The sequence below is a fragment of the Cupriavidus oxalaticus genome, from assembly GCF_016894385.1.
Classification (GTDB): Bacteria; Pseudomonadota; Gammaproteobacteria; order Burkholderiales; family Burkholderiaceae; genus Cupriavidus; species Cupriavidus oxalaticus.
Genome location: NZ_CP069811.1, coordinates 2,051,381 through 2,074,902, shown reverse-complemented (window position 1 = coordinate 2,074,902; position 23,522 = coordinate 2,051,381). Strand labels below are relative to the sequence as shown.

Sequence of the window (23,522 nt, the reverse complement as noted above, 5' to 3'; positions counted from 1 at the left end):
GCGCCGGTGCCAGGCTGCGGCCGGATGGGCATCGCCGTCAGAACGTATAGGCCGCCGACACATAAGTGAAGTTGGTATTGTGGCCGCCTGTGTTGCCCAGCACCGGCGCCACATCCACATGCACGATGCCGGCATTGATCGCAATATGCCGGTCGATTTGCCACACGACATCGAATGCCAGCTGGCTACCCGTATAGCGCCCCGGCCGCCCCGCCGTGCCGGCGATGGGTGCCGCCGCTGCCGTATAGACCGCGTCATTCGTGCTCTGCCGCCAGATGAAGTCCCAGGACAGCGTCAGGCGGAGCGTCGATGTGGGCTTCAGCGTCAGTGACGGCTGCAGGTCCATCACGTTCGATGCGCCGAGCAGTCCTGCCTGGTTGAAGTACGCGAGCTTCGGGAACAGTCCGTTGAATGTGCCCAGCTTGCCATCGCCGGGATCGCGGTCGCCGCTGCCCACGGTGGCCTTCAGCCCCGCGCGCGCTCCCCATCCTGCCAGCTTGAAGGCATAGCCGGTATCGGTGGAAAAGCCCCAGGCGAACAGATCCTGCCGGCCGAAGCTGCCAAACTGCGCAAGCGCTTCCCAGTCCCAGTCCCACGCCCCATGGCCGCCGAAGATGCGCCCGCCCACGGAATGCCGGCGCTCCGCGCCAGTGCCGATGCTGTACCGTCCGAGGCTGTTCTCGAAACCGAGGTAGTAGAGATCCGCGCCGGACGCTGGCACGACGCTCTTCGGAAAGGTCGAGTAGACGCCCCAGAATCCCTGCGCATGGTTGGGGTGGTCATCGAAATTCCCCGCTTTCAACAGGACCGTGCGTGTGGCGAAGATGTCCAGCTTCGTATCGCCGGCCTTGCCGGAAAGCCGCGCGCCGTCAAAGGAACGCCGGACGTTCGGGGCATCGCGCACCGACACCAGGCGCTGCGAGCCGAACGCCATTTCCTGCCGGCCGATGCGCAGGAACGGGCGCTCGGAAGCGGCAACCGAATCCGCCGTCGTTGGCAGATGGATGTCGAGAAAGGCTTGCTGCACATCCAGCCGGTCTTCGTACGGCGGCGTGGCGATGTCCTTGCCAAATGCGAAGTGGTTGCCGAGCTGGAGGAATCCGCGGAACAGATCGCCGACATGCAGGTCGGCATGGAAAAGGATGCGGTGCAGCAGGTAACCGTCCGCCGAAGGGCCCGGCACGCCGAAGTTCGGTGCCGAGTAATGTTCGAAGCGTTCGCGGACTTCGCCGCCCAGGCTCAGGTAGTTGTGCGGCTCGCCCAGGGGGATCCATTTGACGGGGTCCCATGCATCGGTGCGCCGCGCCGGATCCTGCAGATAGCGGTAGTCCTCGTTGTAGCGCAGGAAATTGTAGGGCGGGGCAGTGCCCTGCGCCTCTGCATGGCACGGCGCGCCCGCCACGGCGATGGAAAGCGCCAGGATCGGCGCAATGGCGCGGGTCATGGCGGCGCGGGTGCGGGGCGCTCGCCATGGAAGTCCGCGGGTCGAGTCATGATCTGGGCTCCTCGTTCATGCCGGGCGATGCAAGAAAGATAGCCACGGACAGCCGCCTGCGCCAGGGCGCAAAGACAAGCCTCAGTGTTCTGCTTGCGGAACGAGCCGCGCGGCTTGGCGCGCCGGGCTCGTCCCGGCGCTGTATTACGCGTGCACGTCGGTGTGGTCGGTCGATACCGCCAGTGCCTGCCACGCCGCCAGTTCGCTCTCTACCTTGCGGTTCTTGTCCGCAATGCGGGCGACGGTATCGGAGCCCAGCGGCAGCCGCACCGGCGGGTTGTCGCTGTCGGCAAGGACGAGCAGCGCAGCGGCCAGCTTGGCGGGATCGCCGGGCTGCTGGTGGTTGGCCGACGCCATGTGGCCGCGCATCGCGCCGACGGTTTCGGCGTATTCGGCGATCTCGGTGCCAACGCGGACCAGCGAGCTGGCATCGAGGAAGTCGGTGCGGAAGAAGCCCGGTTCGACCACGGTGGCGCGGATGCCCAGCGGCGAGAGTTCTGCATCGAGCGCTTCGGTCAGGCCTTCCACCGCGAACTTGGTGGCACCGTAGACACCCCACCCGGGGTAGGCCGCATAGCCGCCGATCGACGAGATATTGACGACGTGGCCGCTGCGCTGGCGGCGCATCTGCGGCAGCACCGCGCGCGTCACGTTCAGCACGCCGAAGACGTTGGTGGCGAATTGCTGCTCGACTTCCTGCGCCGACGCTTCCTCCACCGCGCCCAGCAGGCCGTAGCCGGCGTTGTTGACCAGCACGTCGATGCGGCCGAAGCGGGCCGCCGCGGCCTCCGCGGCGGCGATCGCCTGCGCCTCGCTGGTGACGTCGAGCGCAAGGGCGAGCAGGTTGTCGTGCGCGCCCACGGCGTCAGTGATTGTTTCGGGGCGGCGCGCGGTGGCGGCGACGCGGTCGCCGCGGGCCAGCGCGGCACGGGTCAGTTCCAGGCCGAAGCCGCGCGAGGCGCCGGTGATGAACCAGACCTTGCCGGCGGTGTTGGCGTTGGTAGCGTTGGTGGCGATGGTGGTGTTGGCGGACATGGTGAATCTCCTTGGGTGGTGCTCGGTCTGACTGCGTTGTCTGATGGCGGGAGCCACGGAAACAAATTTAGGTGCGCAGGATCAGCAACACTAGGCGATCTAATAACGTTTAAAAATCAACTATAAGTTGTCAATAACGCCCGGCGACATCGATTGAGAAATTCTCAACCGTGTGGCAGACTCGCCGGCATGGACAAACTGCCTCCCCTGAATGCCCTGCGCGCCTTTGAAGCGGCGGCGCGGCACCTGAGCATCACCACCGCGGCGGAAGAGTTGCACGTGACGCCGGGCGCCGTCAGCCGCCAGATTCGCGCGCTGGAAGAGGGCCTGGGCGTGCAGCTGCTGCATCGCGGCCATCGGCAGATCTCGCTGACCCGCACCGGCGAGGACTATTACCGCGCCGTGACCCGCGCGATGGACGACCTGCGCGAAGCCACGCGGCGGCTCAGCAAGCGGGCCAGGCGCAAGCAGCTCAAGGTGCGCGCCTACACCACCTTCGCCATGCGCTGGCTGATCCCGCGGCTGTCGAGCTTCCATGCGGCCAATCCCGGCATCGAGGTGCTATTGACCGCTTCGCTGGACCCGGTCGACTTCCGCAAGGAAGACATCGACGGCGCGATCCGCCTCGGCGACGGCAAGTGGAGCAGCGTGAATGCCTACCGGCTGGTGTCCAACATCCTGGTGCCGGTCTGCAGCCCCGGCGTTGCGGCCGGCAGCCCGAAAGTGAAGAAGCCTGCCGACCTGCAGCACCAGACACTGCTGCATTCGATCGCGCGTCCGGACGACTGGGCGCACTGGCTGAAGGCCGCACGCGCCGATGCGCAGGTCGATGCGCGCAGCGGCATGACGTTCCAGAGTTCCGCCATGGCGTATGCGGCGGCTGTGGAAGGGCAGGGCTTCGCCATCGCCCAGCGCTTCCTGGTCGCGGGCGACCTGGAGGCCGGGCGGCTGGTGGCGCCGTTCCGGCAGACGGTCGACATGGGCGATTTCACCTACTACCTGCTGACGCCAGCCGACCGCAAGGAGAGCGCCAGCATGGCCGTGTTCCGCGAGTGGCTGCTGGCGCAGTGCGAGACGCAGGGCTAGTGGGCACTAGCGCGGCGCGCGCCGCTCACCAGCCGGCGAAGCGGGCAAATGCCTCCACCGGCTCGCGCGCGGTGCGCAGCCGGTTGGCCGGCTCGGCGGGATCGGCGTGTCCGAGCGACATGCCGCACACCAGGATTTCGCTGTCGGGAATGGCAAGCTGCGCGCGGATGACCTGGTGGTAGCGCGCGAAGGCCTGCTGCGCGCAGGTTTCCAGGCCGTGCCCCAGCGCCGCCATCATCACCGCATGCAGGAACATGCCAAGGTCCAGCCACGCAGCCTGCCCCTGCCCGCGCTCGATGGTGAAGAACAGCCCCACCGGCGCGCCGAAGAACGCGTAGTTGCGCGCATACTGCAGCGCCATGCCGGCGGCATCGCCGCGTGGGATGCCGAGCAGGCCGTACAGCGCCTTGCCCAGCGTGCGGCGGCGCGCCAGGTAGGGCTCGCGCCACGCGGGCGGGTAGTAGACGTATTCCTCGCAATGGCCGTGGCCGCCGCTGTCGTGCAGCGCCAGCAAGGCGTCGCTGAGCCGGTCGCGCACGGCGCCGGCGCAGGCGTAGACGCGCCAGGGCTGCGTGTTCGACGCGCTCGGGCTGCGCGCCGCGTGGGCCAGGATTGCCGCCACGGTCTGGCGCGGCACCGGCGTGTCGAGAAAGCCGCGCGCGCTGCGGCGGGCGTAGAGCGCGGCGATGATGTCGGCGCGGTTCATGATGCCGTCGCCGTGAGCGGCGCCTCGACGGCGTCGGCGCAGCGGACCGCACCCCGCGCCTGCAGGGCGGCGATCTGTGCCGCGCTGAAGCCAAGCTGCGCGAGCACTGCCTGGGTGTGCTGTCCGCACGCCGGCGCCGGCCGCGCCGGTCGCGCGTTTTCCTGGGCACTGTTGATCGGGAAGCCGGGCATGCGGATCTCGCCCAGCGTCTCGTGCGGAATGCGCTGCATCATGCGGTTGGCCGCCACCTGCGGGTGCGCCATCAGGTCTTCATAGGTGGCCACGCGTGCGCACAGGATGTCGGCGTCCTGCAGCACTGCGAGCCATGCATCGGTGGAGCGGGTCACTAGCACGCTGGTCAGTGCCTCGACCATGGCCCCGCGGTTGGCCACGCGCAGCGGCGAAGTGGCAAAGCGCGGATCGTCGGCAAGCGCCGGCAGGCCCAGCACGTCGCACAGCCGGCGCCAGCGCTCGGGCATGTAGGCGGCGACCATGATCCAGCCGTCGGCGGTGCGGAAGGCCTGGTTGGGCGCCGAGTAGGGGGCGGCGCTGCCCGCGCGTTCCGGCAGCTGCCCGTCGGCGCAATAGCTGGTGAGCGACGATTGCTGCAGCGCCAGCGCGGCGTTGAGCAGGCTGACGTCGAGATGCCCGCCCTGGCCGTCGCGCGCCCGTTGCGCCAGCTTGCCCAGGATGCCCACGCAGGCGACATAGCCCGTCATCACGTCGACCACCGGTGCCTGCACCTTGCACGGCTCGCCGTCGGGCAGGCCGATCAGGCTCATCAGCCCGGCATCGGCCTGGATGATGCCGTCGACGCCGGCACGGCCGGCATACGGCCCGTCCTGGCCATAGGCGGAGATCGAGCAGTAGACCAGCGCCGGGTTCAGCGCCGCCAGTTCGGCATGGCCCAGCCCGAGGCGGTCCATCACGCCGGGGCGCATGCTTTCCACCACGATGTCGGCTTCCGTCGCCATGCGGTGCGCCACCGCGAGCCCGTCGGGGGATTTCAGGTCCAGCGCCACGCCCAGCTTGTTGCGGTTGAAGCCGTGGAACAGCGCGCTGTCGTCGCCCAGCCAGCCGGGGCCGAGCCCGCGGCCCAGTTCGCCGCCGGGCGGCTCTACCTTGATGACCCTGGCGCCCATGTCGGCCAGCAGCATGGTGCAGGTCGGCCCGGCGCCGATCTGGGTGAAGTCGATGACGGTCAGGCCGTCCAGTGCATCGCGCAGCATGTCAGGTCTCCGGAAGGGTGCGGGATCGTTTGAACGTGCCCTGCGCGGTGGCGACCAGCAGGCCGGCGTCGGTGGCCAGTTCGGCCGAGGCAAAGTACAGGCTCCTGCCGGCGCGGCTCACCGTGGCGGTGGCGCGCAGCCGGCCCGCGCTGGCCTTGCTCAGGTAGCTGATGGCCAGCATCACCGTCACCGCGTGCCCGAGGGCGCCATCGGGACCCGTCGGCAGGCCGGCGTAGCCGCAGGCGGCGTCCAGCAGCGTGGCGATCACGCCGCCCTGCACGCTGCCCTGCCGGTTCAGGTGGCGCGGCTCGACGTCGAGCTCGAAGGTGCAGCGGCCGTCGCCGACGCTGGCCAGGCGGATGCCGAGGTAGTCCAGCAGCGGGTTGTCGGTGGGCGGCAGCATGGGGTGTTCAATGGGCGCGTTCACAGCGCCACCTTGATGTCGTTGTCCTGGATCACGCGCTGCCAGCGCGACATTTCCTTGCCGATATAGGCTTTCAGTTCTGCCGGCGTGGAGGCTTGCGGCTCGAAGCCCTGCTTGGCCAGCTGCCCGGCAACGTCGGGTGACTTCAGCGCCGCCACCAGCGCGGCGTTGACCTTGTCGACCACGGCCTTGGGCGTGCGCGCCGGCGCCAGCAGGCTGTACCAGAGTTCCGCGTCGTAGCCGGCGATGCCGGCTTCGGCAAAGGTCGGCAGGTCGGGCATCAGCGCGCTGCGCTTCTTGCCGGCGATGCCGAGCGCGCGCAGCTTGCCGGCGCGCACGAACTGGATCGACGAGGCAAAGGTGGCGAACGAGATCTGCACCTGGCCGCCCATCAGGTCGGTGATCGACGGGCCGGTGCCGCGGTAGGGCACGTGCAGCAGCTCGGTCTTGTTCAGCTTGGCAAAGACTTCGCCCGCCAGGTGCTGGGGCGTGCCGGGCCCCGGGCTGCTGTAGCTGAGCTTGCCCGGGTTGGCGCGGGTGTACTGGATGAACTCCTGCAGCGTGCGGAACGGTTGCGCCGGATTGGCGACCAGCATGATCGGCACCGACGCGATCAAGCCGACGGGTTCGAAGTCGCGCTCGACCTGGAACGGGACCTTCATGCCGAGGAACGGGTTCATCGTGATCTGGCTCGACGCAATCACCAGCGTGTAGCCGTCCGGCGCGGCATGCGCAACGTAGTCGGCGCCCAGGTTGCCGCCGGCACCGGGCTTGTTCTCGATCACGATGGTCTGGCCCAGCAGCTGGCTCATCTTGGGCGCGATGGCGCGTGCCAGGATGTCGTTGCCGCCGCCCGGGGCGAACGGCACGACCATCGTGATCGGCTTCTGCGCGGGGTAGGGCGCCTGTGCCGCCGCGCCCAGCGCGGTGGCCGCGAGCACGCCAGCCATTGCCGCGCGCATGATTCGGGAAATACCTGCCATGGTTGTCTCCTGCGTGGTTCTTGTCGGTTGGTCAGCGGCCCGTGTAGCGGGGCTGCCGTTTTTCGGCGAAAGCCTGGCGGCCTTCCCTGCGGTCGGCCGTATCGCGCAGCACGCCCCAGTAGAGTTCGGTCAGTTGCTGTGCGTCGGCCTCGCTGAGGTGGCTGGTCTGCCGCGACAGCTTCTTGACCGCCTGTACCGCCAGCGGCGCGTTGGCGGCGATGCGGGCGGCCAGCGCCAGGGCGCGGTCGAGCAAGGCATCGGGCGCCATCGTCTCGGTGACCAGGCCGATGCGCGCGGCGTGTGCGGCGTCGATCCGCTCGCCGGTGAGCACCATCTGCATCGCGTGGGCCGCGGGCACGGCCTTGAGCAGGCGATGCAGGCCGGAAACCGCGGGGATCGAGCCGACCGCCACTTCCGGCAGGCCGAAAGTGGCCTGGGTCGACGCAATGCGCAAGTCGCACTGCAGCGCGATCTCCAGACCGGCGCCCAGGCAGTGCCCATTGACCGCAGCCACCAGCGGCTTGCCAAGGCCGAGGTCGCTCAGGTCCATCAGGCGAATGTAGAGCCCGAGGTCCGCGGCCTGCTCCGGCGCGCGGAACAGCGCCTCGGGATAGGTGGCGGCGGAAGTGCGCGTGCCTTTCAGGTCCGCGCCGGCGCAGAAGGCGCGCGTGCCGGCACCGGTCAGCACCGCGACGCGCAGGTCGTCGCGGTCGCGCACCGCGGCCAGGTGCGCGCGCAGTTCGCGCAGCGTGGTCACGTCGAGCGCATTGAGCGCGTCGGGGCGGTCGATGGTCAGCACGGCGACCGCGCCTTCGATATGGCGTTGGATGGTCATGGTGGCCCCCTTACACGCTGGGCGACGACAGGCTGCGCCCGCCGCAGACGTACAGCGTCTGGCCGGTCACGTACGACGATTGCGGATCGAGGAAGAAGCTGACCGCATTGGCGATATCGTCGGCGGTGCCGATGCGCTGCACCGGCACCGATGTCTGCAGCCGCGCCTGCACCTCCGGCGCGAAGCCACGGAACAGCGGCGTATCGACGATGCCGGGCGCGACCGCGTTGACGGTGATGCCCTTGCTTGCGAACTCGATCGCCAGCGAGCGCGTCAGGCTGACCACGCCACCCTTGGCCGCGGAGTAGTTGGCCTGCCCGAAGCCCCCCAGCCAGGCCCGCGACGAGATATTGACCACGCGCCCGTAGCCGCGCTCGACCATGCCGGGCAGCGCCGCGCGGCAGCACAGGAACTGCGAGCGCAGGTTGGTGTCGATGACCAGGTCCCAGTCGTCGTCGGTCATCTTGAGGAAGCGCATGTCGCGCACGGCGCCTGCGTTGTTGACCAGGTAATCCACGCGGCCGGCGCGTGCGGACACCTGCGCAAAGGCGTCGTTGACCGCGGCGGAATCGGTCAGGTCGGCGGTGGCGCCGAAGGCATTCAGCCCTTCGGCGGCCAGCGCGCCGACGGCCTCGTCCAGCGCACCGCCATCGCGGTCGAGCAGCGCCACGGTCAGCCCTTGCCGTGCCAGTTGCGTGGCGATACCGAGGCCGATGCCGCGCGCGGCGCCCGTGACCACGGCCACATGCGTGGGATCGAATCGTTGCGTACCCATCTCAGACTCCCAGCAGGTGGACGGACGAAGCGGCGTGGTCGACACCCGCGATGCCGCCGCCGGTGCATTGCGTCAGCCCGACGCGGGCATTGTCGACCTGGCGCTCGCCGGCGCGCCCCTGCAGGTGCCACCGGATCTCCACCATCTGCGCCACGCCGGTGGCGCCGAGCGGGTGCCCCTTGGCCAGCAGGCCGCCGCTGGGGTTGACCGGCACGCGGCCGCCCAGCCGGGTCGCGCCGGACTTCAGCAGCGGCACCGCTTCGCCTGGCTCGGCCAGGCCCAGCGCTTCGTAGTAAAGCAGTTCGGCGATGGTGAAGGCGTCGTGCAGCTCGACCACGTCGACGTCCTGCGGCCCCAGCCCGGCCTGTTCGTACGCCTGGCGCGCGGCACGGGCGGTGATCTCGGCATCGAGGATGTCGTCATTGGCCTCTTCGCGCAGGCCAGAGACCACCACCGACGACAGCACCTTGACCGGACGCGCCTGCGCCGGACGGCGCGTGCTCAGCACCACCGCGGCGGCGCCGTCGACCTGCGACGGGCAGCACTGCAGCAGCGTCAGCGGGTCGGCGATCATGCGCGAGCCCAGCACTTCTTCCAACGTGGTGGCCTTGCGCTGCTGCGCATACGGGTTGAGCGAGCCGTGGTAGCGGTTCTTGACCGCCACTTCCGCCAGGTCGGCGGGCGAAGCGTCGCGCTCGTGCAGGAAGCGCGTGCCGCGCATCGCATACACCGCGGGCAGCACCATGCCGGCCCTGGCATAGAGGTCCGTCTTGTGGTCGTTGCGCTGCAGCGGAATGGTGCCGCCGCCAAGCGCGGTGAGCTGCTCGATGCCGAACACCAGCACCGTGTCATATTGCCCGGCCAGCAGCGCGTGCCGCGCCAGGTGCACGCCGGTGGCGCCGCTGGCGCAGGCGTTCTCGATGTTGTAGACCGGGATGCCCTTCAGCCCCAGGTCGCGCACGATCAGCTGGCCGAGGATCATGCCGCCGAGCACATTGGCGCAATACACCGCCTGGATGCGGCCGAGCGGCACGTCGGCATCGGCCAGTGCCTTGAGGATGGCCTGTTGCGCCAGTTCGGGCGCCAGCACGCCGGGGTGGCGGCCGAACGGCGTCATTGCGCCGCCGTGGATGTAGATGTCCTGCATGTTGCTTTCCCTTTCCTTCTGCATTCTTTCGATCGGTCAGGCCGTGACGGCCTCGAAGACATAGCCGAACTCGGCGTCCGGGCGCGCTTCATAGCGGTCGCCGATCACCGGGCGCGCCTTGCCCTGCAGGCGCCCGAAGATGCGCACCGGACCGACGAAGTCGACATAGCCCAGCGCGTACGGCGGCTGGCCGCTCTTGGGCGCGGGATGGATCACGGTGAAGCTGTAGACCACGCCGGAGCCGCGGATGGCGACCGGCTCATGCTCGGCGGCGAGCGGCGAATCGGCCGGCACGGCCGGGAAGATCCATTCGCCGCTGGCGCGGTGGCGCGAGGCGATCAGGTGGGGAAGGGGGTCCGCACTCCAGAGCGGATAGGCTTGGTCTGACACGGCAGTCTCCTGTGTTGGTGGGCCTTGGCGTAATGGTTGTCGCTGGCTGCGCGTGCGACAAACGACATTTCCGGTGCATTCGCTTGAGAAAAAGTCAAGCGAATGGCCGGCGCAGGGGCGTCAGGAGAAGGGAGAGAGAGTGGAAATGCCGTTCAGTTACGGTATCAACCACTACGGTCATTCCCGCGCAGGCGGGAATCCAGTGTCTTCACGTCCCCTTGGGGATCACGTCCCCTTCGGGGATGAAGTCACCGGGTTCCCGCCTGCGCGGGAACGACGGTGGTTAACTGAACGGCATTAGGGCGAGAGTGGGGTTTGCTTTCGCGCCTGAACGATCAGGGCACCAGCCCCGCGAGCCGCGACAGGGATTGTTCCGCGCCGCGCCCGGCTTCCACCACGAAGTCGATGAAGCGCCGGACCCGCACCGGCATCTGGCTGCGGTGCGGGTAGTACATGTACAGCCCGACATTGCTGCTGCTGAATTCCGTCAGGATCGCCTTGAGCCGGCCGCTGACGAGGTCGGCGTGGATCATGTACGCGGACAGCTGGCCGATGCCCATGCCGGCGCGCACGGCTTCAACCTCGGTCTCCACGTCGTTGAAGCTGGCGACGGCGGGCACCTCCTGGTAGACCAGCGCGCCATCGACCTGCAGTTCCCACGGCACCATGCGCCCGGTCGCGGGTCGGCGGAACCCCGTGCACTGGTGCTGCAGCAGTTCGTCCAGCGTGGCCGGCTCGCCGTGCCGCGCCAGGTAGTCGGGCGCGGCGCAGATGACCAGCGGCAGGTCGCACAGCCGGCGCGCCACCAGGTTCTGGCCGGGGCTGGTGCCGGCGCGGAAGCCGACATCGATGCGGGACTCGACCAGGTCGGTGAAGAGGTCGCTCAGCACCACGTCGAAGGTGATGCCCGGATGCAGCTCGCGGAAGGCGCGCACCAGCGGCACCAGCACGCGGCTGCCGATCGACGGCGGCGCGGTCAGGCGGATCAGGCCGTCGTCGTCGCTCTTGCTGCTGCGCACCTGGTCCAGCGCCTCGTCCAGCTGGCGCATGCCCGGCGCGGCCAGCTCGAACAGGCGCGCGCCTTCAGTGGTGAGGCTGAGTTTGCGCGTGGTCCGGTGCAGCAGGCGCACGCCTAGGTCGTCTTCCAGCGTGCGCACCGCCTTGCTGACGGCTTGCGGGGTCACGCCGGCTTCCACCGCGGCGCGTTGGAAACTGCCGGCGCGCACCACGCCGATGAAGAGGGTGAGGACGCGGGCCTTGTCCATGATTGGCAACTGGCGGTTGGGAATGTGCCGATGATAGTGCGGAACCGCCCCGCTGGTTCGAAAAGGCGGGAATTTCGTACAAGTGACGGGACCGGGCGGCGTTGCGTAGCATTGGGGGCTTACCGGGGAGTACCTGCGACAGGCGAGGAGACCATGGCAGAACCCTTGAGGTGGATCACCGAGGGCTATCGCGGCATGTATGTCCACGTGATGGCCTTCGAGGTGGCGGATATCGCGGTGGCCGGGAACACGCCTGGCCCGAAGTGGGGCTACCTGCTCGGCGTCGGACGCTCGAAGGCGCCGACGACCGACATGCAGTACGGCCTCGACGCCGACGAGCAGGATTACTTCACGCGCGCCGCGGCGGAGCAGGGGGCGCTGCATTTCGGCAAGCGGTTGATTGACGTGATTTTGGAGTGCCAGTGAGGCGTGCAGGATGCCGTTGTCTGCAGTCAAGTGCAGCACTTCGTTGATGCTCCGGCCCTCACCCCCGGCCCCTCTCCCGCGGGCGGGAGAGGGGAGCAAACAAGCGGGGAGGGACAGGCTTGTGGGCTCATCGGCGATAGTGCCAAGCGAGCGCAGCGCGTTGCGTGCCCGAGCCCGTGACCTGAGATACTGCCGGCGCGCAGCGCAGCCGAAGGCGTTCCTACGTTGACCCACGCAGCAGGGGCCAATCACAGCTCTGGGCTCGTTCAATCACCGCGTTAATCCCGAGCCACTGTGGCGCACCAGGGCGTCAGGCAGTCCCGCCCTGCAACGAAGCCAAGCCCCGTACGAAAGCCCAGGCACACTACGTTAAGAGTGGCCGCTCGCAGGGCAGTAAACGCGCTTTCTGGTGACTCTTTGTCGCTCGGACAAAGAGTTACCCGCCCTTTAGGGCGGAACCGGGCATATCAAACACCGCCGGATGCCAGCCGCAGGCAGGCAAACCCCCGCGGCCAGCAGAACGTACTCCGCGCAGCCTTACATCCTCCCCTTCCAAGGCACCAACCACTTCGCCATCTTCCTCATCAGCAGATCAAACACATAAGCAATCAGCCCGATCAGCACGATCCCCATGATCACCACGTCAGTCCGCAGGAAGTTCGAAGCATTCAGCACCATCTGCCCCAGCCCGGCGGTCGCCGCGACCATCTCGGCCGCCACCAGCGTGGTCCAGCCGAAACCGATCGCAATCCGCATCCCGGTCAGGATGTCCGGCAGCGCGGCGGGCAGCACCACATGCCGCACCACCTGCCACGGCGTGGCGCCCATCGAATAAGCCGCGTTGATCTGCTCGATGGTCACCGAGCGCACGCCAGCCTGCGCCGACATCGCCAGCGGCGCGAAGCACGCCAGGAAGATCAGCAGCACCTTGGAGGTTTCGTCGATGCCGAACCAGATCACGATCAGCGGCAGGTAGGCCAGCGGCGGCAGCGGGCGATAGAACTCGATGGGCGGATCGAAGATGCCGCGCGCGATGCGCGATACGCCCATCAGCACGCCGATCGGCACCGCGGTGGCCACCGCCAGTCCGAACGCGCCGAACACGCGCACCATGCTCGCGGTGAAATGCTCGGTGAGCGGCTGGCCGCCTTGCAGGTTGCCCTGCCAGGCATCGATGAAGGCGGTGACGATCGACTCCGGCGTGGGCAGGAACAGCGGCGGCAGCCAGCGCAGGTGGCTGGCGACCCACCACAGAGCCAGCAGGCTCACCACGGTGATGGTGGAAATGCGCGAGCTCGAGCCTTCGCCGGGCAGGCGGTAGCCGGAGACGGCTTTCATCGGCTTGCCGGAAGGTGCGGCGACAGGCGCGGCGACAGGCGCGGCGGCGGGCGCTGTGCGCGGCGCGGTTTCGATGCGTTGAGCGGAAGCGGGCATCTTGTATTCCTCAGGCGGTGGCATGGATCAGGTCGACGATCTCTTCGCGGTAGCGGATGAATTCCGGGTCGGACTTGACCTGGCGGGCATCGCCGCACTCGATGAAGCGGCGTGCGAAGGGCAGTTCATAGGTATGCGCGATGCGCCCCGGCGATGGCGTCATCACGATCAGCCGCGTTGCCAGGAACAGCGCCTCTTCCACGCTGTGGGTGATGAAGAAGACGATCTTCTGCTCCTTGGCCCACAGCCTGAGGATCAGCGCCTGGATCGACTCGCGCGTCAGCGCGTCGAGCGCGCCCAGCGGCTCGTCCATCAGCATTACGGCGGGGTCGCAGGCCAGCGCGCGCGCAATCCCCACGCGCTGCTGCATGCCGCCCGAGAGCTGGTAGACCGGCTTGGCCGCCGCCGCTTCCAGCCCCACCGCGGCCAGCTTCTCGCGCGCAATGCGCAGGCGCTCGGCACGCGGCACGCCGCGCAGGCGCAGGCCCAGCGCGACGTTGTCGGCCACGCTCAGCCACGGCATCAGCGCATGCTTCTGGAACACCACGCCGCGTTCGGCACCGGGCCCGCGCACGGCCTTGCCGTTGAGCCGGATCTCGCCTTCCGACGGCTCCATGAAGCCGGCGATGCACGACAGCAGCGTGGTCTTGCCGCAGCCCGAGGCGCCCAGCGCGACGACGAAATCGCCGCGCTCCATGGTGAGATTGACCTGCGACAGGGCCAGCGTGCGGGCGCCGCCGGCGGCGCCGTAGTTCACGCTGAGATTATCGATTTCAAGTTTGTTCATGACGATTTCCGCTGCTCTTGCCGTTCCACACCCAGTGCGCGTTACTGAAGCGCACGCTTGGCCCATTCCGCATTGACGCCCTTGCCGTAGTCCGGCAGCACCGTCTGGATGGTGCCCTGCTCCTTCAGGAACTGCGCCGCCGACTGCAGCGCGCGCGCCGCGCCGCCCCCGAGCCAGCGCTCCGAGACCTGCTCTTCCAGCGTCGGGAAGGCATACAGCGCCATGCTCGCGGGCACCGTCTCGGCCTTGGCGCCCGAGACCTTGGCCACCGCCTTGACCATCGGCGAATCGGCGGTCCACGACGCCTTGTTCCTGCGGTAGTTGTCGTCCGCGGCGGCCAGCACGCGCACCAGCTTGACCATGAACTCCGGGTTCTCCCGCGCGAACTTCTTGTTGGCGATCATCCCGTCGAAGGTGGCCTTGCCGGTATCGGCGGCGATCTGGCCGGAGGTCGTCAGCACCGTGCCCGACTGCTTGAGCTTGGCCAGCACCGGGTCCCAGATAAAGGTCGCGTCGATGTCGCCGCGCTCCCACGCGGCCGCGACCTCGGGCGGGCGCATGTTGAGGATGCGCACATCCTTGGGATTGACCTTGGCGCGCTCCAGCGCGACCAGCGTGTGGTAGTGCGTGGTCGACACGAACGGCACGCCCACGCGCTTGCCCTTCAGGTCGGCGATGCTGGCGATCTTGCTGCCGTTGCGCGCGACCATGGCCTCGGCCGCATTGATGTCGTCGAGGATCCAGAACAGCTCCACGTCCAGCCCTTGCGACAGCGCCGAGGCGATCGGCGAAGTGCCCGCCTCGCCGATGGCGATCTGGCCAGACGCCATCGCGCGGATCACATCGCCGCCGCCGCCGAACTGGCGGAACGACACCTTGTAGCCGGTCTGCTTCTCCAGCTCCTTCATGTCCTGCGCATAACGCCAGGGCACCACCATGTCCTGGTAAGCAATCACTACATCCTTGCTTTGCGCGTGAGCGGCTGGCACAAGTGCTGCTGCCAGGGCGAAATACGTCGCAAGTCGCTTGATCCACCGCATGGTTCTGCTCCTCGAAAGGAAAGGGTTGAAGGTCTCGGCTTTATAGGTGAGGGCCGATCCGGCGCTATAGGACCAGTTGGCCGGATTCGCTGGGGCCAGCCCCGCTATGGGGCTGGAAATGGCGACAGGCCGGGCGGAGCGGTGGCCCGGGCCAGCGTCAATCATGGAAATCCTTAGCGGCCCGAAAGTGCGCCGGCGCGCATCCAAACTCATCGGTTCCGACGACGAGCTTTGTGCCGTGACGGGTCAACAATGTCCGGTCGAGGCAGCGACCCACCATCCGAGGAGACAGACATGAGCAAGCACCCCTTCGACCTGGCAGGAAAAGTGGCCCTGGTGACCGGCGGCAACGGCGGCATCGGGCTGGGCATTGCCGAGGGCCTGGCCGCGGCCGGCGCGGATATCGCCATCTGGGGCACCAACGCGGACAAGAACGCCGCCGCCGCCGACCGGCTGGCGCAGCATGGCCGCCGGGTGCACACCGAGGTGTGCGACGTGGGCGACGAGCAGGCGGTCGATGCTGCGATGCAGCGCACGGTGGCGGCGCTGGGCCGGATCGACGGCTGCTTTGCCAATGCCGGCATCGGCGGCAACAAGGCCCCGTTCGATGCGATGACGGCGGAGGTCTGGCGCAAGACCATGCGCGTCAACCTGGATGGCGCCTTCTTCACGCTGCGCGCGGCGGTGCGGCAGATGCTCGTGCAGGGCGAGGGCGGCGTGCTGTGCAGCACCGCCTCGGTCGCGGCCATCGAGGGCGCGCCGCGCACCGAGCACTATGCCGCCACCAAGGGCGGCGTGATCTCGATGATGCGCGGCCTGGCCGTCGAATATGCGCGCAAGGGCATCCGCGCGCATTCGATCCTGCCCGGCTGGATCAAGACCGAGATGACCGGCGCCGCGCAGGCCAACGATGCCTTCCAGGAAATGGTGCACAAGCGCGTGCCGATGCGCCGCTGGGGCGAGGGCAGCGATTTTGCCGGCATTGCGGTGTACCTGATGAGCCCGGCGTCGGCCTACCACACCGGCGACACCTTCGTCATCGACGGCGGCTATACGTTGTTCTGAGTGCTGTTCCGAGGCGCGTGGCCAACCGGCCAGACGCGGCCGCCGCCGGCCACGTAGACACGTTCGTCAGGCTGCGGCCGCACCGTGGCGTGGCCGGTGAAGGCGCCGAAGGCGGGCAGGATGGCGCCGCGCGGGCCGAACAGGAAGCAGGGCAGGCGCAGGCTGTCGGCGCCGGCGCCGCGCAGGCGGCAGGCCGGGTGCAGGTGGCCGGCCAGCACGTAGCCCAGCGGCGACACGCCGGGCAAGTGGCACAGCGCGAAAGGACTCGCCACGGCGGGCTCCGTCACCACGCGGATCTGCAGCGACTCGGGCGGGTCGCCGGCGCGTGCGTCGTGGTTGCCGCGCACCAGCGTGCAGCGTACCTGCGGCGGCAGGCTGCGGCGCCAGCCGTCCAGCGCCGCCAATACCGCAGGCGTTCGTGCCGCGCGCGCATGCAGGAAATCGCCAAGGAAGACCAGTTCCTCGACTGGCAACTGCCGCGTCAGCTGCGTCAGCAGGCCGAGGTTGTCTCCGGTGGTGCCGTGCGGCACCGGCTGCCCCAGCGCGCGGAACGCCGCCGCCTTGCCGAAATGCACGTCGGCCACCATCAGCATGCCCGCCGCCGGCCACCACGCCGCATGCTCGGGCAGCAGCCACAGCGTTTCTCCCGCCACCGAGACGGCGCACGCGCCATGGGCCTGCAGGGTGCCGGCGTCGGGTGTCATAGCAGCGGCAAGGGTCTGGAGGGCTTGCGCGGCCGGCGTGGCTTGCGCGGCGTGCGGCCGGACGGGCCGGCGTGATCGGTCATGCCGAAGCGCGCCGCCTCGGCCACCGCTTCGGCCTGCATGCCGGCGGCTTCACCGGGCTCGGGCCCGGCCGCCAGTTCCAGTTCGGCCAGCATGCGCGCGATGCGGTCGGCCAGCTTCTCGGTGCTGAGCTTTTCGCGCAGGAATTCCACCACCAGCGGGAACGACAGCGGCGTGGGCCGCTTCAGTTCGTGCAGGTCGAGCCTGAGCGCAGCCAGCCGTTCGAGCGTTTCGGCCAGCCGGTGCGCATCCAGCTCCTGCATCAGCACTTCGCGTTCGGCCTGGCCGAGCAGCAGGTTGCCGGGATCGTGCCTGCGGAAGACCTCGTAGAACAGAGACGACGATGCCTGCAGCTGCCGCGCGCTCTTGGGCGCGCCCGGATAGCCCTGGAAAATCAGCCCGGCCACGCGCGCGATCTCGCGGAAGCGCCGCAGCGACAGCTCGCCCGCGTTGAGGCTGCCGAGCACGTCGGCGGCCAGGTCGCGCCGGCGCTCCTCGGCCAGCACCTGCGGCAGCCAGTGGCCCCAGTCCAGCGGCGCCGAGGCCAGCAGTTCCAGCCCGTAGTCGTTGACCGCGACCGAGAACGTCGCCGGCACCTTCTGCCCGAGCCGCCATGCCAGCAGGCTGCCCAGCCCGAGGTGCACAGAGCGGCCGGCGAAGGGATAGAGGAACAGGTGCCAGCCCTCGCGCGAGTGCAGCGACTCGGCCAGCAGGGTCTGGCGCGTGGGCAGCGCCGACCACTGCGCCTGCAGGTCCACCAGCGGCTGGATCAGCGGCAGCTCGGGCGTGGCGTGCGGATCGAGCCGGCCCGCGGCGGCGGCCTCGAGCGTATCGATCACCGCTTCGGCCAGCTCGGTCGACATCGGCATCTTGCCGCCGTTCCAGCGCGGCACCACCGGGCGCCTGCCGGTGGCGCGGCGCACGTAGGCGGTCATCTCTTGCACGCGCACCAGCTCCAGCAGCCGGCCGCCGAACAGGAAGCAGTCGCCCGGCGCCAGCCGCGCGATAAAGCCTTCCTCGACCGATCCCAGCGAAGCGCCGCCGCTGCCGGCGCGGCTCCAGTAGCGCACCTGCATGGTGGCGTCGCTGACGATGGTGCCCACGCTCATGCGGTGGCGCCGCGCCAGCCCCACGTCGGGCACGCGCCAGACGCCTGCGTCGTCCGGCACCGCGCGGCGGAAGTCGGGATAGGCCGACAGCGTGGCGCCGCCCTGGCGCACGAAGTCCAGGCACCACTGCCATTCGGCATCGGTCAGGCCGCGGTAGGCCCAGGCGCCGCGTACCTCGGCCAGCAGCGCCTCGGGCCGGAAGCCGCCGCCCAGCGCCACCGTGACCAGGTGCTGCACCAGCACGTCGAGCGGCTTGTCGGGCGATTCGCGCGCTTCGATCCGGCCCGCCTGCACCGCGTGCCGCGCGGCCACCGCTTCCACCAGCTCCAGGCTGTGGGTGGGCACCACCGTCACGCGTGACGCGCGGCCCGGCGCGTGGCCGGAGCGCCCGGCGCGCTGCAGCAGCCGCGCCACGCCCTTGGGCGAGCCGACCTGCAGCACGCGCTCCACCGGCAGGAAGTCGACGCCGAGATCGAGGCTCGAAGTGCAGACCACCGCGCGCAGCTCGCCGTTCTTCAGGTTCAGCTCCACCCACTCGCGCACCGCGCGGTCGAGCGAGCCGTGGTGCAGCGCGATCTGGCCGGCCCAGTCGGGGCGCGCATCGAGCAGCGCCTGGTACCACAGCTCGGCCTGCGAGCGGGTGTTGAGGAAGACCAGTGTGGTGCCGCTGTGCTCAAGCTCCTCCACCACGTGAGGCAGCATCGACAGCCCCAGGTGGCCGGCAAACGGGAAGCGGCTGGCATTGCCGGGCAGCAGCGTGTCGATGATGAGCGTCTTGGGCGTGTGGCCGTGCACCAGCACGCGCTGGTCTTCCGGCACGCCGGACAGCAGCACGTCGGCGGCATGCGGCAGGTTGCCGAGCGTGGCGGACAGCCCCCACACCATCAGCGCTGGCTGCCATTGCCGCAGCCTTGCCAGCGCCAGTTGCGCCTGCACGCCACGCTTGTTGCCGATCAGTTCGTGCCATTCGTCGACCACCACCATGCGCACGCGCCGCAGGGTGTCCTGTGCGTCGGCGCGCGTCAGCATCAGCGTCAGGCTTTCCGGCGTGGTCACCAGCGCGGTCGGCAGGCGGCGCTGCTGTGCGGCGCGCTCGGCGCTGCCGGTGTCGCCGGTGCGCAGCGCCACGGTCCAGTCGAGACCGAGTTCCGCCAGCGGCGCCTGCAGCGCGCGCGTGGTGTCGGCGGCGAGCGCGCGCATCGGCGTCAGCCATAGCACCGTCAGCGGTGGCGCGGGCTTGTCGTGCGACGGCGCGGCGCGCGGCGTGCCGAATGCCATCAGCGCACCCAGCCATGCCGCATAGGTCTTGCCGGTGCCGGTGGTGGCATGCAGCAGGCCGCTCTGGCCGCGCGCGATGGCGGTCCAGACTTCGCGCTGGAACGCGAACGGCTGCCAGCCGCGCGCATCGAACAGTGCCTGCAGGCCCTGCGCGACGGTCAGCGGCTCGGTGGCGGCGTTGTCGGCGTTGTCGGCGTCCTGCGCCGGCTTGCGCGCGGCACGCGGCGGGGTCATGCGGCATCCTCCTGCGCCGGCGTCGCTCCCTGGGCGCCGGGCAGCATGGCCTCCAGCGTGGCCAGCGTGTCGGCTTCCTCGATGGGCTTGTCGGTGCGCCAGCGCAGCATGCGCGGGAAGCGCACCGCGATGCCGCTCTTGTGGCGGCCGCTGCGGGCAATGCCTTCGAAGCCGAGCTCGAACACCTGCGTGGGTTCCACGCTGCGCACCGGGCCGAATTTCTCGACCGTGGTGCGGCGGATGATGGCGTCGACCGCGCGCATCTCCTGGTCGGTCAGCCCGGAATAGGCCTTGGCGAACGGCACCAGCGCGCGGCCCGGCGTTCCCTGCGGCGCGCTCCACACCGCGAAGGTGAAGTCGGTATAGAGGCTGGCGCGGCGGCCGTGGCCGCGCTGCGCGTAGATCAGCACCGCATCGACCGAATAGGGGTCGATCTTCCATTTCCACCATACGCCCACGTCCTTGGTACGGCCGGCGCCGTAGGCCGCATCCGCGGCCTTCAGCATGAAGCCTTCCACGCCAAGGTCGCGCGAGGCATCGCGCAGCCGCGCGTAGTGCGCCCAGCTGTCGGCCTCGACCAGCGGGCTCAGCTCCAGCGCGGGATGGACATGGCTGGCGACCACCTGCTCGAGCCGTGCGCGGCGTTCCGCCTGCGGCCGGCCGCGCCAGTCCTCGCCCTGCCATTCGAGCAGGTCATAGGCCATCAGGATCGCCGGCGCATCGCGCAGCAGCTTCGCGCTCAGCGTCTTGCGGCCGATGCGCTGCTGCAGCAGCGCGAACGGCTGCACGCGGCCGTGCTGCCAGATCACGATCTCGCCGTCGAGCACGGTGCCATCGGGCAATTCTGCGGCCGCCTCGATGATCTCGGGGAAGCGCTCGGTGATCAGCTCCTCGCCGCGCGACCACAGCCACGTTTGTCCGCCGCGCCGCACCAGCTGCGCGCGGATGCCGTCCCATTTCCATTCGACCAGCCAGTTGCCGGGCGCGCCGAGCACGTCGCCGAACTGCTCCACGGGCGCCTGCAGCGGATGCGCGAGAAAGAACGGATAGGGCTGGCCGCCGGCGCGCTGCTGGCGGTCGTCATCGCTCTCCGGCGCCAGCAGGGCGAGGAAGCGCGCGGCGTCGGGCCGCGCCGACAGGTCGGTGTAGCCGACCATGCGCTCGGCCACGCGCTTGGGTTCGATGCCCGCCACCTCGCCCAGCGCGCGCGTGACCAGCAGGCGCGACACGCCGACGCGGAAGGCGCCGGTGATCAGCTTGAACAGCACCAGCCGGCCTTGCGCGCCCAGCGGCCGCCACAGCGCATCGAGCCGCGGCATCAGGTCTTCCGGCGGCAGGCCGCGCAGCGGCAGCAGGCGCTGCTCGACCCATTCGGCCAGGCCGGCGTGGTCGGCGTCCATGGGGTCGGGCAGCAGCAGGGCGATGGTTTCGGCGAGGTCGCCCACGGCCTGGTAGCTCTCCTCGAACAGCCAGTCGGGCAGGCCGGCGGCCTCGCGCGCGAGTTCGCGCAGCACCGACACCGGCACGATCTGCCGCGGCTTGCCGCCGGCCAGGAAATACACGGCCCACGCCGCGTCCTGCGGCGGGGCGGCGCGCAGGTAGTCGACCAGTGCGGCCAGCCGGGCCTTGGTGGAGGTGGTGCCGTCGAGCGCGGCGTAGAGATCGGCGAAGGCCTTCATGGGGCAGCCTCGTTGCCGGCTGCGCTCACGGCTTCGGCCTGCGCCGCCACGCGCACCGCTTCATCGTCGTCGCCGTACTCGGTCTCGAACGCCTGCGCCTGCCAGCCGCGTTCGTTCAGGTAGCGCACCATCACCGGCACGTTGCCATGGGTCACGATGATGCGGCCCGCGCCGGTGGCGCTGATCGCCTGCAGCAGCCCCGGCCAGTCGGCGTGGTCCGACAGCGCAAAGCCGCGATCGACGCCGCGGCGCCGGCGCGTGCCGCGCAGCTGCATCCAGCCGCTGGCAAAGGCGTCGGACGCATCGCCGAAGCGCCGCAGCCAGGGCGAACGCTGTGCCGACGGCGGCGCCACCACCAGTGCCCGGCGCAGCAGCGGGCTGCGCGGCGGCAGTTCGGACGCCAGCGCCATCGGCGGCAGCGCCACGCCGGCGTCGGCATAGGCGGCATTGAGCGTGCTCAGCGCGCCGTGCACGATCACCGGGCCGGGCAGGCCAGCGACGCCAGCGTGGTGCAGCAACCCATGCAGGATGCGCTGCGCCTTGCCGAAGCTGTAGGCGTAGACGATGCTGGCGCGGCCCGCCTTCGCATTGGCCTGCCACCAGTGGAAGATTTCCGCCATCAGCGTTGGCTGCGAAGGCCAGCGGTAGATCGGCAGGCCGAAGGTGCTTTCGGTGATGAAGGTATCGCACGGCACCGGCTCGAACGGGTCGCAGGTACCGTCGGCCTCCAGCTTGTAGTCGCCGGAGGCCACCCAGACCTGGCCGCCATATTCCAGCCGCACCTGCGACGAGCCGAGCACGTGCCCGGCCGGATGCAGGCTCAGCGTGACGCCGTGATGGGTGATGCGTTCGCCGTAGGGCAGGGTGTCCAGGTGGATGCCGGGCAGCCGCGCCAGCAGCACGCCGCGGCCGGGCTCTGAACAGAGGTAGTGCGCATGGCCGAAGCGGGCGTGGTCGGAGTGGGCGTGGGTGATAACCGCCCGCTGCACCGGGCGCCACGGATCGATATAGAAGTCGCCGGGCGGGCAATACAACCCTTCAGGCCGGGCGACGACCAGGTCGCCGGGGCGCGCGGGTGCTGACGGAAACGGCCGGGGGTGGTCCAAGCGTGCCTCCTGATGCACTGCGGCCGCCATGCGGCCGCGATGCTCCCGGGGCGGGAGACTTGGGCATCATACTGCGGCGGCAGGTGGGGTGAGGAGGCGGCGGGGTCCGGTTTGGGTGTCGGTGGTGGTCCGACAAGACGTGCAAGGTTGATCGCCAACTGATGCGGAAGCGGCGGGGATTTGGCACCCTATGGGAGCTTCACCTCTGGGCAGTTCATGTTTGATGAATAGATTGCCGTCGCGTCGTCTGTATCGAAATAGATCCCATCATAATGATCACCCCTGAAATATAGAAAATAAATTATGCGGCGTTTGAATTGACCTCTCAATCTAAAATCTGGCCATGCGCAATTTGGGCCGTTCCTTGATATGGTGTCGAGGGAATTTAGTAGTCCATCGGTATTTCCCTTGTAATTTACGACGACGTCCCATCCGAGGTAGCGAAATGGCGTATTACTTTCTGATTCGTAGTCATGTTTGTCAATGAAATTGCCGCTATCCTTGTCAAGGACCCGGGTAACTCGTTCTTGTGCATAACATTCTCCGCAGGCATAAGACATGTGGCGGACTTCTATGATTATGTTCGGATCAGATAAGGGAAGGGGATAGATTGATACTGCGCATGCACCGCCCGCGAAACAGGCCAATGCGAAAAGAAACCGGAAAGATTTTCTTTCTCGAATTTTCATTGTGCCAGCTATTTTTCGTCTATCGGGTTCTGACGAAACCAATGGCGACGCCTGCGGCCGTGGTAATGCCTGGCGACCACCCCGGTTTACCTCGATGGAAAAGTCTGTGCGCGAGTGAGCGACGATCGGGTGGATAGCGCATTTGCAGTAGACACGGGCACCTGCTTGCCACCTATTTCGAAGGCTGGGTAGCAGTCGTTCATGACCGGCCCGCCAGCCTTGCAGGCGGGGCATGTTGCATGATCGCCTTCTACACCTACGATCGCATCATGATGGAATACGCTGCGGCCTGTGGCGATAAGTTCGCCGTCCGTGCTGGTCTTGTCTCCGTTTCTAAGCGCGAAGCGATTATCGGGCATAACGGCCCCTTATATGCGATCGGGATAATAGACGGGTGTTCATCGTTGCTCCTTGAGTTTGCTTTTTTGCGGAGTAACTAATGAACCAGGACTGGCAACGGAACTCAACCGGAAATGTCTGAATTTGCAGCGGCGCTTGCAAAGACGTTGCAGACTTGGCG

General features: G+C 68.6%; 23 protein-coding genes. 4 read left to right on the top strand and 19 right to left on the bottom strand.

The genetic code is table 11. The features are described 5' to 3' along the window. Nucleotides 1–37 precede the first annotated feature (37 nt). Both JTE92_RS09045 and JTE92_RS09040 read right to left on the bottom strand, forming a co-directional pair. Nucleotides 38–1,402, bottom strand: coding sequence for an alginate export family protein (locus JTE92_RS09045; RefSeq protein WP_239477780.1), 1,365 nt, complete (start codon nucleotides 1,400–1,402; stop codon nucleotides 38–40). Nucleotides 1,403–1,639: 237 nt separating this feature from the next. Then, entirely contained in the window at nucleotides 1,640–2,530 is an 891-nt protein-coding gene (locus tag JTE92_RS09040; RefSeq protein ID WP_063239786.1) for an oxidoreductase, read from the bottom strand. A gap of 189 nt (nucleotides 2,531–2,719) precedes the next feature. Between JTE92_RS09040 and gcvA the strand changes: the two genes are divergently transcribed. Continuing rightward, nucleotides 2,720–3,616: a transcriptional regulator GcvA gene (gene gcvA / locus JTE92_RS09035; RefSeq protein ID WP_063239787.1), complete on the top strand. Its 897-nt coding sequence runs from the start codon at nucleotides 2,720–2,722 to the stop codon at nucleotides 3,614–3,616. Nucleotides 3,617–3,641: 25 nt separating this feature from the next. On the opposite strand, the gene JTE92_RS09030 is transcribed toward gcvA, so the two are convergent. From JTE92_RS09030 to JTE92_RS08990, 9 genes are all read right to left on the bottom strand, one after another. After that, complete coding sequence (locus tag JTE92_RS09030) at nucleotides 3,642–4,322, bottom strand: nitroreductase (RefSeq protein ID WP_063239788.1); 681 nt, start codon at nucleotides 4,320–4,322, stop codon at nucleotides 3,642–3,644. After that, nucleotides 4,319–5,551 carry a CaiB/BaiF CoA transferase family protein gene (locus tag JTE92_RS09025; RefSeq protein ID WP_063239789.1) on the bottom strand — a complete coding sequence of 411 codons (1,233 nt, stop codon included), beginning with the start codon at nucleotides 5,549–5,551 and terminating at the stop codon, nucleotides 4,319–4,321. Before JTE92_RS09025 ends, JTE92_RS09030 begins: the two co-directional genes overlap by 4 nt. Nucleotide 5,552: 1 nt before the next feature. After that, nucleotides 5,553–5,954 carry a PaaI family thioesterase gene (locus JTE92_RS09020; RefSeq protein WP_063239790.1) on the bottom strand — a complete coding sequence of 134 codons (402 nt, stop codon included), beginning with the start codon at nucleotides 5,952–5,954 and terminating at the stop codon, nucleotides 5,553–5,555. Nucleotides 5,955–5,974: 20 nt separating this feature from the next. Beyond that, nucleotides 5,975–6,958 carry a tripartite tricarboxylate transporter substrate binding protein gene (locus tag JTE92_RS09015; protein WP_063239791.1) on the bottom strand — a complete coding sequence of 328 codons (984 nt, stop codon included), beginning with the start codon at nucleotides 6,956–6,958 and terminating at the stop codon, nucleotides 5,975–5,977. 31 nt (nucleotides 6,959–6,989) lie between these two features. After that, on the bottom strand, nucleotides 6,990–7,793 hold the full coding sequence (locus tag JTE92_RS09010; protein WP_063239792.1) for an enoyl-CoA hydratase/isomerase family protein: 804 nt from the start codon (nucleotides 7,791–7,793) through the stop codon (nucleotides 6,990–6,992). 10 nt (nucleotides 7,794–7,803) lie between these two features. Then, nucleotides 7,804–8,568, bottom strand: coding sequence for an SDR family oxidoreductase (locus JTE92_RS09005; RefSeq protein WP_063239793.1), 765 nt, complete (start codon nucleotides 8,566–8,568; stop codon nucleotides 7,804–7,806). A gap of 1 nt (nucleotide 8,569) precedes the next feature. Next, the gene (locus JTE92_RS09000; protein WP_063239794.1) at nucleotides 8,570–9,715 is read right to left on the bottom strand and encodes a thiolase family protein; all 1,146 of its coding nucleotides are present in this window, start codon (nucleotides 9,713–9,715) and stop codon (nucleotides 8,570–8,572) included. A gap of 36 nt (nucleotides 9,716–9,751) precedes the next feature. Beyond that, complete coding sequence (locus tag JTE92_RS08995; protein WP_063239795.1) at nucleotides 9,752–10,105, bottom strand: Zn-ribbon domain-containing OB-fold protein; 354 nt, start codon at nucleotides 10,103–10,105, stop codon at nucleotides 9,752–9,754. A 335-nt stretch (nucleotides 10,106–10,440) separates the two neighbouring features. Next, entirely contained in the window at nucleotides 10,441–11,370 is a 930-nt protein-coding gene (locus tag JTE92_RS08990) for a LysR family transcriptional regulator (RefSeq protein WP_063239796.1), read from the bottom strand. Between the two features lie 153 nt (nucleotides 11,371–11,523). On the opposite strand from JTE92_RS08990, the gene JTE92_RS08985 reads away from it, so the two are divergent. Continuing rightward, nucleotides 11,524–11,796, top strand: a complete 273-nt coding sequence (locus JTE92_RS08985) for a hypothetical protein (protein WP_063239797.1) — start codon at nucleotides 11,524–11,526, stop codon at nucleotides 11,794–11,796. Between the two features lie 537 nt (nucleotides 11,797–12,333). On the opposite strand, the gene JTE92_RS08980 is transcribed toward JTE92_RS08985, so the two are convergent. From JTE92_RS08980 to tauA, 3 genes are read right to left on the bottom strand one after another with little or no spacing between them, the layout of a single operon-like run. Beyond that, complete coding sequence (locus tag JTE92_RS08980) at nucleotides 12,334–13,230, bottom strand: ABC transporter permease subunit (protein ID WP_063239798.1); 897 nt, start codon at nucleotides 13,228–13,230, stop codon at nucleotides 12,334–12,336. 10 nt (nucleotides 13,231–13,240) lie between these two features. Beyond that, nucleotides 13,241–14,017: a taurine ABC transporter ATP-binding protein gene (locus JTE92_RS08975; RefSeq protein ID WP_029044916.1), complete on the bottom strand. Its 777-nt coding sequence runs from the start codon at nucleotides 14,015–14,017 to the stop codon at nucleotides 13,241–13,243. A gap of 41 nt (nucleotides 14,018–14,058) precedes the next feature. Next, on the bottom strand, nucleotides 14,059–15,057 hold the full coding sequence (gene tauA / locus JTE92_RS08970; RefSeq protein ID WP_063239799.1) for a taurine ABC transporter substrate-binding protein: 999 nt from the start codon (nucleotides 15,055–15,057) through the stop codon (nucleotides 14,059–14,061). Nucleotides 15,058–15,351: 294 nt separating this feature from the next. Between tauA and JTE92_RS08965 the strand changes: the two genes are divergently transcribed. Further along, nucleotides 15,352–16,122 carry an SDR family NAD(P)-dependent oxidoreductase gene (locus tag JTE92_RS08965; RefSeq protein ID WP_063239800.1) on the top strand — a complete coding sequence of 257 codons (771 nt, stop codon included), beginning with the start codon at nucleotides 15,352–15,354 and terminating at the stop codon, nucleotides 16,120–16,122. On the opposite strand, the gene pdeM is transcribed toward JTE92_RS08965, so the two are convergent. From pdeM to JTE92_RS30775, 5 genes are all read right to left on the bottom strand, one after another. Beyond that, a complete protein-coding gene (pdeM, locus tag JTE92_RS08960; protein ID WP_063239801.1) occupies nucleotides 16,107–16,826 on the bottom strand; it encodes a ligase-associated DNA damage response endonuclease PdeM in 720 nt (239 codons plus the stop codon). The genes JTE92_RS08965 and pdeM overlap by 16 nt on opposite strands. Continuing rightward, nucleotides 16,823–19,528 (bottom strand): ligase-associated DNA damage response DEXH box helicase, encoded by a 2,706-nt coding sequence (locus JTE92_RS08955; RefSeq protein ID WP_174544867.1) that lies wholly within the window; start codon nucleotides 19,526–19,528, stop codon nucleotides 16,823–16,825. Before JTE92_RS08955 ends, pdeM begins: the two co-directional genes overlap by 4 nt. Then, complete coding sequence (locus JTE92_RS08950; protein ID WP_063239802.1) at nucleotides 19,525–21,207, bottom strand: ATP-dependent DNA ligase; 1,683 nt, start codon at nucleotides 21,205–21,207, stop codon at nucleotides 19,525–19,527. Before JTE92_RS08950 ends, JTE92_RS08955 begins: the two co-directional genes overlap by 4 nt. Next, nucleotides 21,204–22,331, bottom strand: a complete 1,128-nt coding sequence (locus JTE92_RS08945; RefSeq protein WP_116386977.1) for a ligase-associated DNA damage response exonuclease — start codon at nucleotides 22,329–22,331, stop codon at nucleotides 21,204–21,206. Before JTE92_RS08945 ends, JTE92_RS08950 begins: the two co-directional genes overlap by 4 nt. Nucleotides 22,332–23,088: 757 nt before the next feature. Further along, nucleotides 23,089–23,301, bottom strand: coding sequence for a hypothetical protein (locus JTE92_RS30775; protein ID WP_354006095.1), 213 nt, complete (start codon nucleotides 23,299–23,301; stop codon nucleotides 23,089–23,091). Here JTE92_RS30775 and JTE92_RS08940 point away from each other — a divergent pair. Next, a complete protein-coding gene (locus tag JTE92_RS08940) occupies nucleotides 23,242–23,442 on the top strand; it encodes a hypothetical protein (RefSeq protein ID WP_063239804.1) in 201 nt (66 codons plus the stop codon). The genes JTE92_RS30775 and JTE92_RS08940 overlap by 60 nt on opposite strands. Nucleotides 23,443–23,522: the final 80 nt, after the last annotated feature.

Excerpts from the sequence above, each read along its gene's own strand:
- JTE92_RS08990 (WP_063239796.1), bottom strand. The coding sequence starts at position 11,370 with ATGGACAAGGCCCGCGTCCTCACCCTCTTCATCGGCGTGGTGCGCGCC.
- JTE92_RS09025 (WP_063239789.1), bottom strand. The coding sequence starts at position 5,551 with ATGCTGCGCGATGCACTGGACGGCCTGACCGTCATCGACTTCACCCAG.
- JTE92_RS09030 (WP_063239788.1), bottom strand. The coding sequence starts at position 4,322 with ATGAACCGCGCCGACATCATCGCCGCGCTCTACGCCCGCCGCAGCGCG.
- JTE92_RS08965 (WP_063239800.1), top strand. The coding sequence starts at position 15,352 with ATGAGCAAGCACCCCTTCGACCTGGCAGGAAAAGTGGCCCTGGTGACC.
- tauA (WP_063239799.1), bottom strand. The coding sequence starts at position 15,057 with ATGCGGTGGATCAAGCGACTTGCGACGTATTTCGCCCTGGCAGCAGCA.
- JTE92_RS08975 (WP_029044916.1), bottom strand. The coding sequence starts at position 14,017 with ATGAACAAACTTGAAATCGATAATCTCAGCGTGAACTACGGCGCCGCC.
- JTE92_RS09000 (WP_063239794.1), bottom strand. The coding sequence starts at position 9,715 with ATGCAGGACATCTACATCCACGGCGGCGCAATGACGCCGTTCGGCCGC.
- pdeM (WP_063239801.1), bottom strand. The coding sequence starts at position 16,826 with ATGACACCCGACGCCGGCACCCTGCAGGCCCATGGCGCGTGCGCCGTC.
- JTE92_RS08950 (WP_063239802.1), bottom strand. The coding sequence starts at position 21,207 with ATGAAGGCCTTCGCCGATCTCTACGCCGCGCTCGACGGCACCACCTCC.
- JTE92_RS09020 (WP_063239790.1), bottom strand. The coding sequence starts at position 5,954 with ATGCTGCCGCCCACCGACAACCCGCTGCTGGACTACCTCGGCATCCGC.
- JTE92_RS09040 (WP_063239786.1), bottom strand. The coding sequence starts at position 2,530 with ATGTCCGCCAACACCACCATCGCCACCAACGCTACCAACGCCAACACC.
- gcvA (WP_063239787.1), top strand. The coding sequence starts at position 2,720 with ATGGACAAACTGCCTCCCCTGAATGCCCTGCGCGCCTTTGAAGCGGCG.
- JTE92_RS09015 (WP_063239791.1), bottom strand. The coding sequence starts at position 6,958 with ATGGCAGGTATTTCCCGAATCATGCGCGCGGCAATGGCTGGCGTGCTC.
- JTE92_RS09005 (WP_063239793.1), bottom strand. The coding sequence starts at position 8,568 with ATGGGTACGCAACGATTCGATCCCACGCATGTGGCCGTGGTCACGGGC.
- JTE92_RS08955 (WP_174544867.1), bottom strand. The coding sequence starts at position 19,528 with ATGACCCCGCCGCGTGCCGCGCGCAAGCCGGCGCAGGACGCCGACAAC.
- JTE92_RS08985 (WP_063239797.1), top strand. The coding sequence starts at position 11,524 with ATGGCAGAACCCTTGAGGTGGATCACCGAGGGCTATCGCGGCATGTAT.
- JTE92_RS08980 (WP_063239798.1), bottom strand. The coding sequence starts at position 13,230 with ATGCCCGCTTCCGCTCAACGCATCGAAACCGCGCCGCGCACAGCGCCC.
- JTE92_RS09010 (WP_063239792.1), bottom strand. The coding sequence starts at position 7,793 with ATGACCATCCAACGCCATATCGAAGGCGCGGTCGCCGTGCTGACCATC.
- JTE92_RS08940 (WP_063239804.1), top strand. The coding sequence starts at position 23,242 with ATGATCGCCTTCTACACCTACGATCGCATCATGATGGAATACGCTGCG.